15 protein-coding genes and 2 pseudogenes are annotated in these 17,572 nt (G+C 64.5%); 4 read left to right on the top strand and 13 right to left on the bottom strand.

Annotated features, from left to right (window positions below; genetic code table 11):
* A pseudogene (locus tag H7687_RS17710) lies at positions 1-107 on the top strand (IS110 family transposase); the annotation flags it as partial.
* Positions 108-165: 58 nt separating this feature from the next.
* Entirely contained in the window at positions 166-1,359 is a 1,194-nt protein-coding gene (gene lhgD / locus H7687_RS17715) for an L-2-hydroxyglutarate dehydrogenase (RefSeq protein WP_183349877.1), read from the top strand.
* A 212-nt stretch (positions 1,360-1,571) separates the two neighbouring features.
* On the opposite strand, the gene H7687_RS17720 is transcribed toward lhgD, so the two are convergent.
* The 10 genes from H7687_RS17720 to H7687_RS17765 form a co-directional block, all read right to left on the bottom strand.
* Positions 1,572-2,999: a sigma-54-dependent transcriptional regulator gene (locus H7687_RS17720; protein ID WP_183349879.1), complete on the bottom strand. Its 1,428-nt coding sequence runs from the start codon at positions 2,997-2,999 to the stop codon at positions 1,572-1,574.
* Between the two features lie 48 nt (positions 3,000-3,047).
* Positions 3,048-4,556, bottom strand: a complete 1,509-nt coding sequence (locus H7687_RS17725) for a sensor histidine kinase (RefSeq protein WP_183349881.1) — start codon at positions 4,554-4,556, stop codon at positions 3,048-3,050.
* A gap of 1 nt (position 4,557) precedes the next feature.
* A complete protein-coding gene (locus tag H7687_RS17730; RefSeq protein WP_183349883.1) occupies positions 4,558-5,916 on the bottom strand; it encodes a hybrid sensor histidine kinase/response regulator in 1,359 nt (452 codons plus the stop codon).
* A gap of 13 nt (positions 5,917-5,929) precedes the next feature.
* Entirely contained in the window at positions 5,930-6,988 is a 1,059-nt protein-coding gene (gene cheB / locus H7687_RS17735) for a chemotaxis-specific protein-glutamate methyltransferase CheB (RefSeq protein WP_183349885.1), read from the bottom strand.
* 11 nt (positions 6,989-6,999) lie between these two features.
* On the bottom strand, positions 7,000-9,294 hold the full coding sequence (locus tag H7687_RS17740; RefSeq protein WP_183349887.1) for a hybrid sensor histidine kinase/response regulator: 2,295 nt from the start codon (positions 9,292-9,294) through the stop codon (positions 7,000-7,002).
* A 36-nt stretch (positions 9,295-9,330) separates the two neighbouring features.
* Positions 9,331-11,187, bottom strand: coding sequence for a methyl-accepting chemotaxis protein (locus H7687_RS17745; protein ID WP_183349889.1), 1,857 nt, complete (start codon positions 11,185-11,187; stop codon positions 9,331-9,333).
* 151 nt (positions 11,188-11,338) lie between these two features.
* The gene (locus H7687_RS17750; RefSeq protein WP_183349891.1) at positions 11,339-11,944 is read right to left on the bottom strand and encodes a chemotaxis protein CheW; all 606 of its coding nucleotides are present in this window, start codon (positions 11,942-11,944) and stop codon (positions 11,339-11,341) included.
* A 33-nt stretch (positions 11,945-11,977) separates the two neighbouring features.
* Positions 11,978-13,432, bottom strand: coding sequence for a CheR family methyltransferase (locus H7687_RS17755; protein ID WP_183349893.1), 1,455 nt, complete (start codon positions 13,430-13,432; stop codon positions 11,978-11,980).
* Between the two features lies 1 nt (position 13,433).
* Positions 13,434-13,889 (bottom strand): chemotaxis protein CheW, encoded by a 456-nt coding sequence (locus H7687_RS17760; protein ID WP_183350059.1) that lies wholly within the window; start codon positions 13,887-13,889, stop codon positions 13,434-13,436.
* A 284-nt stretch (positions 13,890-14,173) separates the two neighbouring features.
* Positions 14,174-14,752 (bottom strand): acyl carrier protein phosphodiesterase, encoded by a 579-nt coding sequence (locus H7687_RS17765; protein ID WP_183349895.1) that lies wholly within the window; start codon positions 14,750-14,752, stop codon positions 14,174-14,176.
* A gap of 47 nt (positions 14,753-14,799) precedes the next feature.
* On the opposite strand from H7687_RS17765, the gene H7687_RS17770 reads away from it, so the two are divergent.
* A complete protein-coding gene (locus H7687_RS17770; protein ID WP_183349897.1) occupies positions 14,800-15,582 on the top strand; it encodes an ADP-ribosylglycohydrolase family protein in 783 nt (260 codons plus the stop codon).
* A gap of 109 nt (positions 15,583-15,691) precedes the next feature.
* Here the strand turns inward: H7687_RS17770 and H7687_RS17775 are convergent, their stop codons facing one another.
* The 3 genes from H7687_RS17775 to dmpI all read right to left on the bottom strand — a co-directional run bounded on the left by H7687_RS17775 (position 15,692) and on the right by dmpI (position 16,796).
* Positions 15,692-15,916, bottom strand: coding sequence for a hypothetical protein (locus H7687_RS17775; protein ID WP_183349899.1), 225 nt, complete (start codon positions 15,914-15,916; stop codon positions 15,692-15,694).
* A 100-nt stretch (positions 15,917-16,016) separates the two neighbouring features.
* Positions 16,017-16,589 carry a flavin reductase family protein gene (locus tag H7687_RS17780; RefSeq protein WP_183349901.1) on the bottom strand — a complete coding sequence of 191 codons (573 nt, stop codon included), beginning with the start codon at positions 16,587-16,589 and terminating at the stop codon, positions 16,017-16,019.
* A 15-nt stretch (positions 16,590-16,604) separates the two neighbouring features.
* Entirely contained in the window at positions 16,605-16,796 is a 192-nt protein-coding gene (dmpI, locus tag H7687_RS17785) for a 4-oxalocrotonate tautomerase DmpI (protein ID WP_183349903.1), read from the bottom strand.
* A gap of 272 nt (positions 16,797-17,068) precedes the next feature.
* Here dmpI and H7687_RS17790 point away from each other — a divergent pair.
* Positions 17,069-17,389 (top strand): annotated as a pseudogene (locus H7687_RS17790) (peptide chain release factor-like protein); the annotation flags it as partial.
* Between the last annotated feature and the right edge of the window lie 183 nt (positions 17,390-17,572).

Below are 17,572 nucleotides of genomic sequence, written 5' to 3' on the forward strand. Positions count from 1 at the left end.
AGGTGCACAAGGTGGCTATAACCGCTACGATGCGAAAGCTCCTGGTCATACTGAATGCAATGCTCAGAGATAACCAGCCTTGGAGCGATAGCCACGCTTTTGCTTGACAGAGAACACGGTTGCTTTGCGTTAAATACATTTTTTGGGGTTTTACATGGAGATGACATGAGTTTCGACAGGGCTGAGATACTGATCGTCGGGGCGGGAATCATCGGACTTACCATCGCTCGAGAACTGGTGCAGTCCGGTCGCGGCGACATCGTGATCATCGAGAAGGAAACGGAACTCGGCGTGCACGCCTCCGGCCGCAACTCGGGCGTGCTGCACGCCGGGATCTACTACTCGCCGGACAGCCTCAAGGCCAAATCCTGCCTCAACGGCAACTTCCTGATGCGGGCCTACTGCAAGGAGAAGGGACTGCCGCTCCTGGAAAACGGCAAGGTGATCGTGACACGCACCCAGGCGGAACTGCCGGTGCTCGACGAACTATTCCGGCGCGCCACCGCCAACGGCGCCAAGGTGGAGATGATCGACGAGCAACAACTGGCCGCCATCGAGCCCAACGCCCGCACCGTGCAACGGGCTCTCTTCTCGCACTACACGGCTGTGGTCGACCCGAAGGCGGTGCTGAAAAGCCTGAAAAAGGACCTGGAAGAGAGCGGCAAGGTGACCTTCGTCCTGGGGTGCCGCATGACCGGGCTCAAGGGGAGCGGCGTCGCACTCACGACCAAGGGGGAGATCCGCTTCAACAGGTTCGTCAATGCGGCGGGTGCGTACTGCAACAAGGTGGCGGCATTCTTCGGCGTGGGCGAAAACTACCGCCTGATCCCCTTCAAGGGGGTGTACCGGCTGCTCAAAAAGGACGCGCCGTACACGGTGAATTCCAGCATCTATCCCGTCCCCGACATACGCAACCCGTTCCTCGGGGTGCACTTCACGCGCAGCGTGCACGGCGACGTCTACCTCGGGCCCACCGCAATTCCGGCCTTCGGCCGGGAGAACTACGGCATCATCAAGGGAATCGACGCGGAGGCCTTCTCCATCGCGTTCCAGGACCTGGTGCTCTTCCTGACCAACAAGCCTTTCCGCAACGTGGCGCTCACCGAACCGGCCAAGTACATCCCGTCGGTGTTCTTCAAGGACGCCGCCCGGCTGGTCAAGGAACTCTCGCCCGAAGACGTGGTGGCCGCCTCCAAGGTGGGGATCCGGCCGCAGTTGGTGGACTGGGACACCAAGCAGCTGGTGATGGACTTCCTGGTGGTGGCGGACGGGCCGACGGTGCACGTCCTGAACCCCATCTCTCCCGCCTTCACCTCGTCGATGGATCTCGCCCAGGGGATCGTGGCGCAACACTTTTAACTGCTGCCTTTGACTCCTCCCTCTCCCTCTGGGAGAGGGGCGGGGTGAGGGGCTTGCTGGTGGTAATAGCTCCCTTCGTGGCAGCGCCCTCACCCGGCCTTCGGCCACCCTCTCCCAGGGGGAGAGGGAACCTATACCTATCGCGTAAAACATGAAACCGCCGGGGCATGGCGCCACCGGCGGGTTCGTATTTCTGCCTCGTGCTCCTCGCGTCAGGCCGGGGCGGACTGGGACTTGAGACGCTTGTTGAGGGTCTGGCGACCCATGCCCAGGATCTTGCCGGCCAATCCCTGGTTCCCCTTGGCCATCTTCATCGCCTCGCTGATCATGTACTGCTCGACCTCGTCAAGGGTGGGGAAGTGCCCGAAGATGTCGCACAACGGGTTGTCATTGCAGCTCTTGCTGCTGCCGGAACCTGCCTGCGCCGCGGGGCGCTGATCCCCGATCACCATCTTGAAGGTCTCCATGGACAACACGCCCGAGGTGTGGCGCAGGACGGCATCGGAAACCAGGGCCTCCATCTCGCGCACGTTGCCCGGGAAGGGGTAGAGGGTCAGCATCACGGCCAATTCCGGCGGAGGGGTGGGCTTCTTCTTGCCTATGCGCGCCGCCGCCTTCTCCAGGAAGTGGTCCAAAAGAAGCGGGATGTCGTCCAGGCGCTCGCGCAGCGGGGGGAGGTGCACCCGGTGGCCGCAGAGCCGGTAGTACAAATCGTTTCTGAACTTGCCCTGCTTGATCATCTCCTGCAGGTCGCGGTTGGTGGCCAGCACGATGCGGGCGTCGCTTTTCTTGATGAAATCGGACCCGACCGGGTAGTACTCCTGCTCCTGCAACAGCCTGAGCAGCTTGATCTGCGACATCTCGTTCAGGTCGCCGATCTCGTCGAGAAAGAGGGTGCCGCCGGCGGCGCGGGTAATGAGGCCGTCGCGGGCCTGCTCGGCGCCGGTGAAGGCCCCCTTGCGGTGCCCGAACAGGGTGTCGGAGAACATGTTGTCATCGAGGCCGGCCACGTTGAGTGCGACGTAGTCGCCGCTGCAGCCGCTCAGGTCATGGATGGCGCGGGCGATCAGTTCCTTGCCGGTGCCGGTCTCGCCGGTGATGGTTACCGGCTGCCGGGTCCCGGCGATCACCTCGAGGTACTGGAACACGGCCCGCATGGCTTTGTTGCCGGTGACGATACCGGCGAAGGCCTCCGGGTGCTCCAGGCGGTCATGGAACATGTAGCTCTTCAGCGCGGAAAGCTCGTTGGCGAGGCTGCGCATCTCCATCGCCTTTTTCACCGAAGTGATCAGGCGCTTGACGTCGATGGGCTTGACCATGTAGTCGTAGGCGCCTTCCTTCATGCAGTTCACCACCGTCTCCACGTCGTTGTTGGCGGTCGACACGATCACCTTGATCTGCGGGTGCTGCTTCACGATCTGGGGGAGCAGTTCCACCCCGGTGATGTTGGGCATGCGCAGGTCGAGCACGATGACGTCGACTTCCTCCCGCTCCAGAAGCGACAGCACCAGCCGGCTGTCGCTTTCGGTCAGGACATCGTGCCAGCCGGCATTGTTCAGGCAGGCGCGACATCCCTCCAGGATCTGTTCCTCGTCGTCGACCAGCAAAATCCGTTGCGAATGCTTGTTTGTGGCGTTCACTGAAGTGACCTCCGCTAGCTGTAAAAGAAGCTCCCTGGGCCGCCGGAATTACCCCTGCGGGCCGGAGAGGGTGAAGTAGAAACATGCGCCACGATCGACCTCGCCCTCGGCCCAGACCCGTCCCCCGTGGCGCTGGATGATGCGCTGCACGGTGGCCAGGCCGACGCCGAAACCGCTGAATTCGCGTTCGGTGTGCAGGCGCTGGAACGGGCTGAAGAGCTTGTCGGCCTGGGCCATGTCGAAGCCGGCACCGTTGTCGCGTACCAGGTAGACCGTTTCCCCGTCGCGCTCGATGCTGCCGAACTCGACCAGGGACTGCTCCTTCTTGCTCGAGTACTTGCATGCGTTGGAGAAGAGGTTCTCCAGCACCACCTTCAAGAGGTCGGGGTCGCCGTAGGCGCTCATGTCGGGCTCTATGGTGAAGCTTAACTTGCGCCCGGGGAGGGCGAGCTGTTGCCCCGCGGCGATCAGGGTCGCCATGCCGCTCAAGTCCACGGGGGATTTTACCATTTCCGCGCGGGTGACGCGGGAAAACTCCAGCAGGGTCCTGATCAGCTGGTTCATGTTGATGGTTTCGTTGAAAATCGTGTTGATGAAGTCCTTGCACCCCGGATCCAGCGTCTCGCCGTAGATCTCGAGGATCACCTGGCAGTAGCCGTTGATGTTGGTAAGGGGTGTGCGCAGGTCGTGGGAGACCGTGTAGCTGAACCCCTCCAGGTCGCGGTTGGCGATCTCCAACTCCTCGGCGCGCGCGGAGAGGTTACGGTTCAACTGCTCGATTTCACGCTCGTTGAGCACCCGCTCGGTGATGTCCTCCTGGACCGCGACGAAGTTGGCAATGGCGCCGGCTTCGTCCAGCACCGGCGATACGGAGCTGAACTGGTACAGGGGGGCGCCGTCTTTGCCGGTCCCCGCCACTTCGCCCTGCCACGTGTTGCCTGGCGACACCTGGGCCCAGATCCCGTCGCCGCCGGGGAAGAGCGCTGCCAGGGGGCGCCCCAGCACCTCGGCCTCCTCCCTGCCGGTCAGTTCGGTGAACTTCGGGTTCACGTATTCGACGACCCCCTCCGGATCGGTGATGACGATGGAACTGGGGCTTTGCTGCACGGCGCGCGACAACTTGCGCACGAAGGCCTGCTGGGCCTGCAGCTCGCGCTCCAGCGAAAGGGTGCCGAGGCAGGCCTCGATGGAGGCGAACAGCTTGGCGCTGTCGATCGGCTTCAAAACGTAGCGCGCGATGCCCAGTTCGATCGATTCCATGAGGTACTGCATGTCGCTGTGCGCGCTGGTGACGATGATGGGGAGCGACGGCTTTTGTTCCAGCATGCACCGCGCCATATCGATGCCGCTCATCACCGGCATCTTGATGTCGGTGACCACCAGGTCGGGAGCGAAAGTGCCGTAGAGCGCCATGGCGTCCCCGCCGTTAGGAGCGGATGCGATGGCCAGCCCGGGGAAACGGCGGCTGAGCAGGGTGAGCACCGTCTGCCGGGTGATCTCGTCGTCCTCCACGTACAACAATTTGAAACCGATACCGGGTGCCGCAGTTACCGCCATTTCAAACCTCGATCCTGAACTCGGCGCCTTCCCCGGTGTTGCACACGGTCAGGGAGCCGTTCATGCTCTTTTCCACGATGTTCTTGGCCATGAACAGGCCGATCCCGGTCCCTTTGCCCTGCTCCTTGGTGGTGAAGTAGGGTTCGAAGATGCGGCCGATGATGTCGTCGGAAATGCCGCCGGCATTGTCGGTGATGGTGACCACCGCCCTCCCTTGGTGGCTGGAGAGGGTGACCTTCAGGCGCGGGGTGCGGATCTTTCTCTCGCCGAAGACGTCCATGGCGTTGTTCATGATGTTCAAAAGCACCTGGGAAAACTCGTTGGGGTGCCCGACCACGGCGGGGACCTCGCCGGCCTGCAGCTCGATGGTGATCCCCTTGTCGTTGAGGCTGCCGTCGATCAGCGCCAGGGTGCGCCGCAGCACCTTCTCCAACTGGAACTCGGTCTTCTCCTTGTCGGGGGTGAAGAAGTTCCTGAAGTCGTCGATGGTCTGCGACATGTGGCGCACCATCTGCATGATCTTGCCGGTGCTGGATTCGAGGTACTCCCGGCTGAAGTTGCCGTACTCGTAGGAAAGGGTGAGGTCCTGGACCAGCAGCCCGACCGCGTTCAGCGGCTGGCGCCACTGGTGCGCGATGTTGCCGATCATCTCCCCCATGGCCGCCTGCCGGCTCTGCTGCATGAGCACTTCGTCCTTCTTGCGCAGCTCTTCCAGCGCCTGCAGGCGCTCCGCCGTCTCCTGGGTGAGCGCCGCGGTCCGCTCCAGCACCCGCTGCTCCAACTCGCGGTTCAGGTTGGAAAGCAGCGCCTGGGCGCCGAGCAGTTCCTGGTTCTTTTCCGCCGCCATCTCGTAGGTCGCCAGCAGCAGTTCCAGGGTGTGGGCACAGTCGGCGTGGACATGGTACTGCCTGCCCCGGTAGCCGACGGAAACCTCCCCCTCGACATCCCCCTGGCGGCACAGGCGCTCCCCTTCGAGCACCGCCCGGATCCGGGAGAGGAGGAGCTTCCTGCTGTAGGGCTTGGAGACGAAGTAGTCGGCGCCCACCTCGAGGCTGTGCAGGACGTCGGCAGGGTCGTTCAGGTGCGTCAGCAGGATGATGGGGAGTCGCGCCTTGCCGGGGAGTTGCCTCACCCTGCGGCAGAGCTCGAAGCCGTCCATCTCGGGCATGAGGATGTCGCTGATGACCAGGTCGGGGCTCCCGGACCGGATCACCTCCAGGGCGTCGCTGCCGTTGCGGGCGGTGAGCACCCGGTAACCCTGCTCGGCCAGCATCTGTTCCAGGAGCTTGGCCTGGGTGGGGCTGTCGTCGACGATCAGTATGTGGTGCCGTCCGGCACCGGCGGTGTAATCGGTGTCCATCTCTTCTCTTTCCTTAACTGGTAGCGGCGTTGGCGCCTTTGCTGGTGACCCTGTGTAACAGTTCGATGATCGCCGCCGGCGGCAGCACGTGCTGGGCCGCGTCGATCTCTATCGCCTCGCCGGGCATGCCGAAGACCATGGAGCTCTCGCGGTCCTGGGCCACGGTGATGCCGCCGCGTCCCCGGATCGTCTTGAGCTCAAGGGCACCGTCCTTGCCCATGCCGGTGAGGAGCACCCCCATGGCGTGCCGCCCGTAGCTCTGCGCCACCGACCGGAACAGGACCGAGACCGAGGGGCGCACCCCGTGCTCCGGCGGGGCCTCGGTGAGCATGATCCTGCCGGCGGAGGTGACCTCCATGTGAAAGTGGTCCGGCGCCACGTAGACCTGTCCGGCGCTCACCTGCGCCCCGTCGGTCCCCAACTGCACCGGAAGCTTGGACGTGCGGTTCAGCCAGTGCACGAAGTTCTCGGTGAAGCCGACCGCCATGTGCTGGACCACGACCACCGCGGCCGGGAAGGTGGCCGGCAGTTCCGCCAGTATCTGGCGCAAAAGGGGCGGCCCCCCCGTCGAAGCCCCGATGGCCACCACCTTGACCGGCTGTGCCGAAGGGAGGGTGAGCGGACGCGCCGGGCGAGGCGCCGCCTTCCCGGTGGGGAAGATGCGCCGCACCACCTTGATCTCGGCCATCAGCTTCAGGTGGTGCACCAGGTTGTCCACCGAGGCCTGGTAGCCGGGGGTGCCGACCGGATCGGGTTTGGCAAGCACCATGAGCGCGCCGGCCTCCATGACCCGGAACAGGGTGGCGCTGTCCTTGGGGTTCATCCGGCCGGTGACGATGACGATGGGGACCGGGCAGGTGGACATGATGGCGCGGGTGGCGTCGAAGCCGTCCATGCCGGGCAGGTTGATGTCCATGGTGATCAGGTCCGGGCGGAGCGTCTTGGCTGCTTCGACCGCCTCCTCGCCGCTTTCGGCGGTGCCGACCACGGTGAGCTCGGGATCGGCCTCGAAGGCAGCCACCAGCGCGCGCTGCACCGTTTTCGAATCTTCTACCACCAGCAGTCTGATCACGCGGTTCCTCGTCAGCTGAGTTTTTGAATGACCTCGACCAGGTTGCCCTGGTCGAAGCTGCTCTTCACCAGGTAGGCGCTGGCGCCCACGTCGATGCCCCGCTCCCGGTCGCTGCGCGACTCGAGCCCGGTCACCAGCACCACGGGGAGGGCGGCGAGCCTGCTGTCGGCGCGGATGGCCGCGGTGAGCTGGAAGCCGTCCATGCGCGGCATCTCGATGTCGGAGATGACCACGTCGCAGGGCTCGGCGCGCAACTGCGACAGTGCGTCCGCCCCGTCCACCGCGGTGCGCACCTGGTAGCCGGCGGCCTCCAGGATGTTCTTGAGCAGCGTGCGCGACGTGATGGAGTCCTCGGCCACTAGCACCGAGACCGGCCTGGGCCTGCCTGCGGGGGAGGGGGAGGGGAGCGCAGGCGCTTCGACGGCGAGTGCGGAACGGAACAGGTCCGCCACGTTCAGGACCGGCACCACTTTGCTGTTGCCGAGCACGGTGCCGCCGGACACGTTGCGCACCCGGGAGAGCTGGCGCCCCAGCGGCTTGACCAGGATCTCCTGGACCCCCAGCACCTGGTCCACGGCGAAGGCGATGCGCTTCTCGCCGGCATGCAGCAGCACGAAAGAAAGGCTTTGCTCCTGCGCCGCTGCGCTGCGCTCCAGTTCCAGGATGCGCGCCAGCGAGACCAGCGCCACCACCTCGCCGTTCACCAGCACCGTGTCGCGGTTCTCCACCCGTTTCACGTCGGCGACTGCTACGCGCGAGCTTACCTCCACGTTGTTGGCCGGGATGACGCAGTCCCTGCCGCGTACCTGCACCAGCAGGCCGCGGATCCGCGCGAAGGAGAGCGGGAAGACCAGCCGGAACAGGGTGCCGCCCCCGGGGGTGCTGGCAACGGCGACGTGGCCACCCAGCCGCTCCAGGGAGTCGCGCACGATGGCAAGGCCGATACCCCGTCCCGAAACGTTGCCGACGGAGCGGCTGGTGGAGAGGCCGGACTCGAAGATGAGCTGCAGCGCCTCCTGGTCGGCCATGCGCTCCAGCAGTTCGGCCGGGGCTACTTCGAGCCGCAGTGCGGCTTCCTTCACCCGGGCCACGTCGATGCCGCCGCCGTCGTCTTCCAGGACGAGCTCGGCGCGGTTTGCGTCCTGCAGCCTGATGTCGATACGGATCGCCCCCCTGGCGGGCTTGCCCGCGGCCTCGCGCCGCGCCGGTGACTCGATGCCGTGATCCACCGTGTTGCGCACCAGGTGCAGCAGCGGTTCCTTCAGTTCGGCCAGGATGCGGCGGTCGATCTCCAGTTCGCCCCCCTGGTAGGTGAATTCCGCCTCCTTGCCCAGCTCGCGGGCGAGGTCCCGCACCAGCTTGGCGAAGGGGTCGCAGACCGTGGCGCAGGGGAGCAGCTGCAGCTTCTTCATTTCCTCCAGGAGGGGATCGATCATCCCCTGCAGCGACCTCAGGTGCTTGTCGGCGCTCTTTTCCAAAAGGCGCAGGCGCCCCTCGGTGTGCCGCTCGGCCTGGCAGCTCTGCTCCAGGAGCGCGGCCAGCGCGCCCTCACCCCCGGCGCCCCCCTTCATCCCCCTGCGTGCCCTCTCCAGGGCGCGGGCGCGTTCCCCCTGGCGCAGGGCCAGCTCGCCGGTAAGCGCTGCCAGTTCCTCGTGCAGCACGGAAGCGGACTGTTTCGCCGAGACCAGCTCCTCGGACTGCAGCAGCAGCTCTTCCAGGAGCCGGGCCGAGACCCGGACCGTCTCGTCCCCCTGCGGACGCGCCGCTACGTGATGCTGCTGCGCCGGTTTCGGCTCGGGAACCTGTTGCGGGGGCGGAGCGGCCGGTGGAGCGGCGACCGGCACGGCGGAGGGGCGCGACGGTCGCGCTGCGGCAACCTCCCCGTCTTCGCGGGGCGCTGCCGGGACAACCGGCGCCGGGCGGGGCGGCTCGGGGCGAGGAGAGGGGGAAGGCACCGCTCCGGCCGCCGACAACCCCCGGGAGAGCCGCTGTTCCAGGTCGTTGATGCTCGCGTGCAGCGCGTCGAACTCTGCCAGCCCGAGGGCGAGGTCGCCCCGCTTCAACCCGGCGAGCACGTCCTCGAGCCGCTGGCAGGCAAGTGCCACGTCCGGGAGGTTGACGGCATGGGCCGCGCCCTTCAGGGTGTGCACGCGCCGGAACACGGACTCCAGCAGGCGGCGCCGCTCGGTCAGTTCCGGGTCGCGCTCCAGCGCGAGGAGCAGGGACGCCAGTTCCCCGAGGTGCTCCCGCGCCTCCATTTCGAAGGTCGCCAGGAGCTCTTTGAGCAGGGCCTCGCTGTCAAGCATGCGGCAGTAGTCTCCGGTTTGCTGCGGTCATGGCGGTCATGCCAGCTTGTAGCCGCTGACCAGCTGCTGCAGTTTCTGGTTCAGCTCGTAGAGGTTGCGGGCCGCCGCCTCGATCTGGCGCGATCCTTCCACGTTCTGGTCGCTGGCCTGGTTGATGCTCTGGATGGCGATGGCGATCTGGTCCATGCCGATGGCCTGCTCCTGGGTCGAGGTCACGATCTGCAGCGTTGCGTTGGAGGATTCCTCGATGCTGGCGGCAAGCTGCCGGATCGATTCGCCGGCCTCGCTGGACTGTTTCACCCCCGCCTCGACCGCCTTGCTCCCCTGCTCGGTGGCGAGCACCGCGGCGGTGGTCGCCTTCTGGATCTGGCCGATGATGTTCCTGACCTGGGAGGTGGCCTGTTTGGACTGGGTGGCCAGGTTCTTCACTTCCTGCGCCACCACGGCGAACCCCTTGCCGTGTTCTCCGGCCTTGGCCGCCTCGATGGCCGCGTTGACCGCGAGCAGGTTGGACTGCTCGGCCAGGTCCGCGACGGTCGCGATGATCTCGCCGATGGCCTGGCTTTGCTCGGAGAGGTTGACGATGCGCTCGGCGATGAAGCCCATGCGCTCGTCGATCCCCTGCATGCCGCCGATGGCGCTGTTGACGGATTCGCGGCCGGTGCGGGCGATCTGGGTGGAGCGGTGTGCGCTCTCGTACACCTGGCGCGACTTCTGCGAGGTGAGGTCGGTGGTCTGGCGGATCTCCTGGACGGTGGCGTTGGTCTCGGAGATGGAGGTGGCGGTCTGGGCCGAACTGGAGGCGAGCTCGCTCACCGTGGTCATGATTTCAGCGGCGGAGCCGGCCAGCACGTTGACCACCTCGGCGATCTCGACGGTGAGATTCCTGAGGTTGGCGGTCATGGTCCGGAAGGAGTTGCCCAGCCGGTCCCTGGGGGAGGCGGGGAGCACTTCGATGGTGAGATCGCCGGATGCGATGCGGTCGGCGTTGGCGGCCAGGCTGTTGAGCGAGGCGACCATGTTGCGCATGGCGGTGCCGAAGACATCCCGCTCGGACAGGGGCACCACGTCGACGTCCAGATCGCCCAGCGCGATGCGGTTGGCGGTCTCGCCCATGCCGCGCATGGACTGTACCACCTTCCCCATGGCCCTGAGCAACTGGCCCAGTTCGTCGGCGGAGCCGCTGCCGATTTCAACGGAGACGTCGCCCCGGGAGAGCCGGTCGGCGGCCTGGACCGCATCGGAGAGGGGCCGGGTGATGGAGGCGGTGATGACGAAGGCGATCAGTGCGGCGAGGATGCCGGCAAGGGCGACCAGGATCGCGGTGATGGCGAAGGTGGAACGCTGGTTGCGCCTGGACTCCTGCGCGAAGGACTCGGCTTTGCCGAAGGAGAACTTGAGCACCTCGTTGACCTGTGCTTCGATCTTCGTTACGGTTCGGCGCGCGTAGGTCTTGTGGAAGTCGACGGCCTCCTTGACCTTGCCTTGCCGCACCAGTGCGATGGTCCGGCCCCGGACCTCCTTCCACTGGTCCATGGACTCCTTGATCTGGTCGATCTTGGCCTTGTCGCCGAGGAACTTCTCGCGGGCCAGGGCGAGCTGCTGGTAGACGATGCGCTCGCAGCTGTCGATGTCGGCGAGAGAGTTTTCCACATCGGTCCGATCGTGGGCGTAGAGCACTACGTCCTTCATGTCGCGGTGCATGCGCACGATGTTGCTGTCCACCCGGTGGATTGCGTTGGTGACCGTGAAGGGGTGTTCGTAAAACTCGCTCAACAGGTCGCCTTCGGCAGCGATGTTTTTCAGGGAGAGCCCCCCGATCAGGATCAGGAACAGCACCAGCACGGAGAAGCCGGCGGCCAGTCGGGAACGGATCTTCATATTGCTCAGCATGGAACCCCCTAGAAACAGATAAAGATTGAGATTGAGATAAAGATAAAGGAAGCCTCAGCGGCCCGATCTTTATGCATTGTCAAATGCCACGACAATCAATGTTCAACCTGATATCAGTCTTAATCTTAGTCTTAGTCTTAATCTAGTCTTTCTACCCCACCTCTTCGTGCACCACCATCCTCGGGTCGCCCAGGATGCGTCCCATGTCCAGCAGGGCCAGGCGCCCGGCGGTCACCCCGGCGACGAACTCCTCCCTGGGACCGGTGAAGGTGTCGGGAACGGGGAGCAGGTCGCCGGTCGCGACGGTCCTGGTGCCGACGATGCTGTCGGCGAGGACGCCAAATTCCATACGGTCGTCGCCCACCACGATGACCCGGTTCAGGTCGGAGAGCCCCAGGGCCGGCAGTTCGAAGAAACGGCGCAGATCGATGATGGAGATGATGCGGCCACGCAGGTTGGTGATCCCCAGCACGAAGGACGGCGCGCAAAAAAGCGGCGTGAAATCGGTGAGCGGCAGCGTGGCAGCGATGTAGGGGAGCTCGATGGCGTAGCGTTCGCCGGACAGCAGGAACTCCAGGCACTCGATGCCGGTAGCGGCGGCCGTCCCTTCGGGGCGCCGGCTCAGCTGGCGCGCCCGTTCTTCGAGCTGCGCCTTCTCTCGCTCCGGGTCGCGCGAGGGGGCATCCGCCGCGGCGAAGGCCGCCTCCTGGCGCTTGAGCAGGGCTGCCCAGTCTATGTTGGAACTCTTCCGCGACATGCGCCATCTCCAGATACGGTACTGCCGCCGGTGCTACCTGCGGTTCAAGCCGGCGTTCATCCCCTTGATCAACTGCGTCAGCAGCCCCGCCGTGATCCCCTCGGCATCGGGGAGGACCTCGGCCGGGTCGTAGCGCTGCAGCAGGCGCAGGGCGTTGGCGAAACTCTGCTCCGCCTCCCGGAGCTCGCCCCGCTTGCGGCACAGGTTCCCCAGGGCGAAGTAGGCGAGCAGGTAGTCGTGGTCCAGGTAGAGCGCGCGTTTCAGGGCTGCCTCCGCCGCGGCCCCGTCACCCATCTGTTCCAGGATCATGGAATGCAGGTAATGGGTGTGGGCGTCCAGGCGCTCCAGCAGCAGGGCCTTTTCGCAGTGCTCGCGCGCCTCCTGGTAGCGACCCAGGTTGGCGTAGCAGCGCGCAGCGAGGGCAAGGTGCTCCGGGAGGTGCGGCGCCAACAGGGCCAGGCGGGCCGCCTCCTGGTATTGTCCGGCGCGGTACGCGTCCTGTGCCTGCTCGATGCCTCCCGGCACAGGCTCCGCCGGTAAGGAGGAGGCCCCGGCGGAAAGTCCGGCGGGCGCCGGTGCAGGGGGCGCCGCAGCGACACGCGCGGCCGCAGCCGGTGCCGGCACGGGCGCGGAAGGACGCTGCGCCTTACGGCGCGGTTCTCCCTTTCTCAGTACCAGGGCGCCGTCGTAGTGATGGCAGCTGAAGCCGCGCAGCTTCTGATGGTCCACCTCGGTGGGGCCGACGAAAAGCCACCCTCCCGGCTTCAAGGCGGCGTGGAACAATCCCACCGTCGTCTCGATCTGCTCGGGGTGGAAGTAGAGCATCACGTTGCGGCAGAAGATGATGTCCGCGCCGCTGGTAAACGCGCTGCCCCTGTCCTCGGCCAGGTTCAACTGGCTGAAGTGCACCATGCTGCGGATGCGGGGCACGATCTCGAAGTGGCCTTCCCCGACCGGAGTGAAGTACTCCATGAGCCATTGCGGGGCGTTGCGGAAGGACCATTTGCCGTACACCCCGCGTTGCGCGCGCTCCAGCGCTTCCTCGTTGATGTCGGTTCCCAGGAGCGTGACGTTCCACTCGGGGAGATCGTGCAGCAGGCGACTGAGGATGATGGCGATGGAGTAGGGCTCCTCGCCGGTGGAACACCCCGCGCTCCAGATCTTGAGGGTCTTGCCGCCGCGCCGCCGCGCGGCGATGAGCCCCGGAAGTATATGCCGCTCGAGCACCCGGTAGCTCTTGGGGTCGCGCAGGAAATAGGTCTCGCCGATGGTCAGGGCGCCGCAAAGGCTCTTCATCTGTTGCCGGGACAGGGGAGCCGCCATGAGCTGGGACAGGTAGTGGTCCAGGTCCTCGCAGCCGGCCTCCCGCGCCAGCGTGGTCATCTTCTGTGCCAGGTCCCGCAGTCGCGCCTCGGGAAAGTGCAACCCGGTGTTTCTGCCTACGAACGCCGCGAAGCTGCGCAGCGCCTGGTGGGGATGCTCGGCCACGCTACACCTGCTCCAGCGCCGCCTGAATCTGCGCCTGTTCGTCGGGGAAGAGCAGGGTGTCCAGGTCGTGGATCAGCACCAGCCCCTCGGCGGTCCGGGTCACCCCCGCCAGGAACTGGGTCCCGGCGACGATCTCGTCCGCTGCAACCGGTTCCCCGGCCGACTGGTCGCAGACCCCTTCGGCCGTGTCGACGTGGAGCGCGAGGGTGAACTTGCCGGTGCGGGCGACGACGAACTGGTCTTCGCAGCCGATGCTCCGCTCGGGCAGGCCGAAGCGTCTCCTCAGATTTATGACGGGAATGACCTCCCCCTGCAGGTCCAGAATGCCGAGTACGACGTCCGGGGCATGGGGAATCGTGGTGAGTGCCGCCGCCCTGATGACCCTGGTGACCTGTTCCAGTCTCAAGGCGTAGCGTGTGCCGTCGAGGGCGAAGATGAGTAGGTGGATCGTGTCTATCGTTCTTCTCCATGTGCGACATCAATACGGCGCTCTAATTTACCGCGGGCTTGGTTTCTATTCAAGCGGATTGTTGCGATTTTATGACTGATCTTGTGATTTTTTGCAATCAGCTCTTCTCGATGGAGCAGTGACCGGGAAAGTTACTGCTTCGAGGCGCGATCGTGAGGATGCGACGGGTGGAAGAAATAGTGTCACCGGTGTCATTGTGACAATCCGGGACCACGTTGGAACAAAGTGTCTCCCTCTGCTGACTATAGCAAAGGTGCAACGGCATGCCTGTGTCAGTCCTGCAAAAATTGGGTCGAATGCCGGGCAGCATCGGGGAGAAATTGCAGGAAATCCTCTTGCAATGCGTGGTAGTTGCGGGTAAGCTCCCTGCCGCCGCCGGCCAGGGGATTGATACGCGGCACGCGTCTGGACATGCGCTGCAGCGCATCGGCAATGCCGTCGGTGGAAAGGTAGGAGGGGATCATGTCCTCGAAGATGACCGGGACCAGCCTCTGTAGCCGTTCCGGCAGCAGGGCGCGGTTCCCCTCTACGATTTTCCTGACCCGGCGGAGGTAGACCGGCAGCGGTTCCTCGTGCCACTGCCGCCATGCGCTGGCGAGAAAATGATCGTAGTACAGGTCGACGAGGATGCCGCGGTACAGGCCGAATTCGGGCGCGATGCGCAGGCGGCTGGCGGTGAAGGCGGGATGCCCCTGGGCGAAGGAATCGATGCGCCGGTGCAGCGCCAGGCCCCGGCCCAGGCGCTCGGGGAAGCGGCCGGCGAGCGGCCCCTTGACGAAGTCGCCCATGAAGTTGCCGGTGAGGATGGCGGGGTCGTCCCCGGAGAGGTAGAGATGGAAGAGGTAGTTCATGGCAGATGATGATACCAAAACCCAGGCAGGAGGGGTAGGGGGGTGACATGCTCGGCGCTCTGACCGGCGACATCGTCGGATCCATCTACGAGTGGGACAACATCAAGACCACCGTTTTCCCGCTGTTCCAGGACCGCTGCCGGTTCACCGACGACACCGTGCTCACCGTGGCGCTTGCCGACGCGATCATGAGCGGCGAGCCCTACCCACAGGTGATGCGGCGCTACTACCGCAGGTATCCCGATGCCGGGTACGGCAAGAACTTCGCGCGCTGGGCGGCAGATGACCATGCCGCGCCCTATGACAGCTGGGGCAACGGTTCGGCGATGCGTATCGCGCCTGCGGCCTGGGCCTTCGATTCCCTGGACGAGGTGCTGAAAAAAGCCGAGGAGTACTCGCTTCCCACGCACGGGCACCCGGAGGGGGTGCGCGGGGCGCAGGCCGCGGCGGCGGCGATCTACCTCGGACGCAGCGGCGCCGGCAAGGAGGAGATGCGCAGTTTCATCGCCGGGCGCTTCGGGTATGACCTGTCGCTTGGTTGCGACGACATCCGTCCCGATTACCGCTTCGACGTCTCCTGCCAGGGGACGCTCCCCCAGGCGCTGGCCGCCTTCTTCGATTCGACCGATTTCGAGAGCGCCCTGCGGCTGGCCGTCTCGCTGGGAGGCGATTCCGACACCCTGGCCTGCATCACCGGCGCCATTGCCCAGGCCTTTTACGGCGGGGTCCCGGCTCATATCGCGCAGAGCGCGCTTGGTTTTCTGGATGAACCGCTGAGAAGGGTGACCTTGGAGTTCGAGGGGCGTTTTGTGGTGAGGAGGAGTTTATGAGGGAGGGGACTGGCTCCGCCAGGTGCCTGTCCCCTTGGCGTTTGGAAAGCTGGCTGAGCTGAAAGGAGCGTGCCGCTAAAGGGACAGGCACCTGACGGAGCCAGTCCCTTTAGCCGTGTTCCAGGTTCCATTTGTCCATGGCGGTGCGGTAGTCGTCCTGCATCTCTTCGAGGATGCCGTAGGCATCAGTTGCCTGCGCGGGTTCCGGACTTGGGAGGGGCGCCTGCACTTCCTCCACTTCCTCGATGCACGCTTCCGGAAGGATGGAGGCCAGCATCTCCATGATCTGCTGCAGCCGGTCCAGCACCTCTTTCTTGAAGGTCTCGTCGTCCATGGTCATCCCCGGTCCAGGCCCTGCCTGCCTTCGGCAGGGGTGCAGCGCCCCTTGGTTTATTGACGGGAACGATTATACCGTAGCAACGGCAACCATCCAGTTACTTCATCAACTGCTTGCCGATCTCGAATCCCTGGCCGACTATCTCGCCCAGACCATAATAGACGCGGTTGGTCGGGCTGTAGATAAGCGGCTGCACCTTGGCGGGATCAGGGAGCCTCTTGGCGTCGAGAACGGATTCGTCCGCCTTCACATCGACGATCTCCCCGATGAACTGGGTATGGACGCCGACTTCCACGGTTTGCAGCAGGCGGCATTCTATGACCAGCGGGAATTCAGCGACGTAGGGTGCATCGACCAGGTCGCTCTTCACGGCGGTGAGGCCAGCCTTGGCGAACTTGTCCTCGTTCCTGCCCGAAGCGATGCCGGCATAGTCGGCGGCAACGGCGAACTGCTGCGACGGGATGTTGACGGTGAAGGCGCCGCGCTTGAGGATGGCGTCGTAGCTGTGGCGAGCCTTGCGCAGGGAGATGGTGACCGAGGCCGGATCGGAACAGCAGACGCCGCCCCAGGCAACGGTGGCCAGGTTCGCTTTACCAGCTATATCGTACGTTCCGACGAGCCATACCGGGGTCGGCATGGCATGGGGGCCTTTGCCCACGCTCTTTTTCATATGTTCTCCTGTGCCTTACTTGAGGATGTCGGACAGCAGTTTGCCGCCCACGCCGATGTTCTCGCGCTCCATCTCCTTGATGAACACGATGAACTTATCCGCGGGAATCTGGGTGACGGTGCTGGCCGCTTCGGTCAGAGCCTGCACCAGTTGGCCTTTTTTCTCTTTGTCCTCGATGGTGCCGAGGTCGATGGTGATGACGGGCATGTTCAACTCTCCTTGTGGCGGATGTTGTGTTTAAAGGGGGCCAATGTAGCAAAAAATAGCGGTGACATCAACCGCGAGGACCTCTTATCGCTAATTGCACGATGCCCGGCAAGTATTACCCGCACAGGTAAGTATCCGTGTTGTGATTCAACGTGCAGACGAGTTTCCTTGGGGGGCTGCGACAGGCATGGTATATTCACGGAATTCCAGTAAAGGGGACAGGCACCTGCGGAGCCAGTCCCCCTCGCGATAACAGTAGGAAGAGGAAAATGGTAGAGATAAAGGAATCAGAAATAAAGGTGGAATTTTACCGCGCGTCGGGTCCGGGAGGGCAGCATCGCAACACGACCGACTCCGCCGTGCGCATCCGGCACCTGCCGACGGGGATCGTGGCCCAGGCCAGCGAAAGCCGGTCGCAGGCGCAGAACCGGGAAATGGCGCTGCAGCGTCTGGCAGAACTGCTGCGCAGGCGCGAGCAGAAAAGGAAGAAGCGCATCGCCACCAAGGTGCCGCGCGGCGCCAAGGAGAGGCGGTTGTCGGATAAGAAGGCGGTGTCGGAGCGGAAAAAGCAAAGGTCCAAGTCGATTGAGTAAATAACGGTGAGCTCGGCTGGCTGCCGGGAGAAGCAAATCCCCCCTGTCCCCCCTTCGCTAAGGTTCATCCGGGAATTCCGGGGAAAAGCCCGAGGCTGATCTCCCCCTCCCTTGAGTTGATCTCGTTCCCAAGGTCCGCCTTGGGAACGCAAAGCCTTTCAGAAGCTCCAGCTTCCCTCGGAT

The organism is Geomonas paludis, from assembly GCF_014193585.1.
GTDB classification, from domain to species: Bacteria; Desulfobacterota; Desulfuromonadia; order Geobacterales; family Geobacteraceae; genus Geomonas; species Geomonas paludis.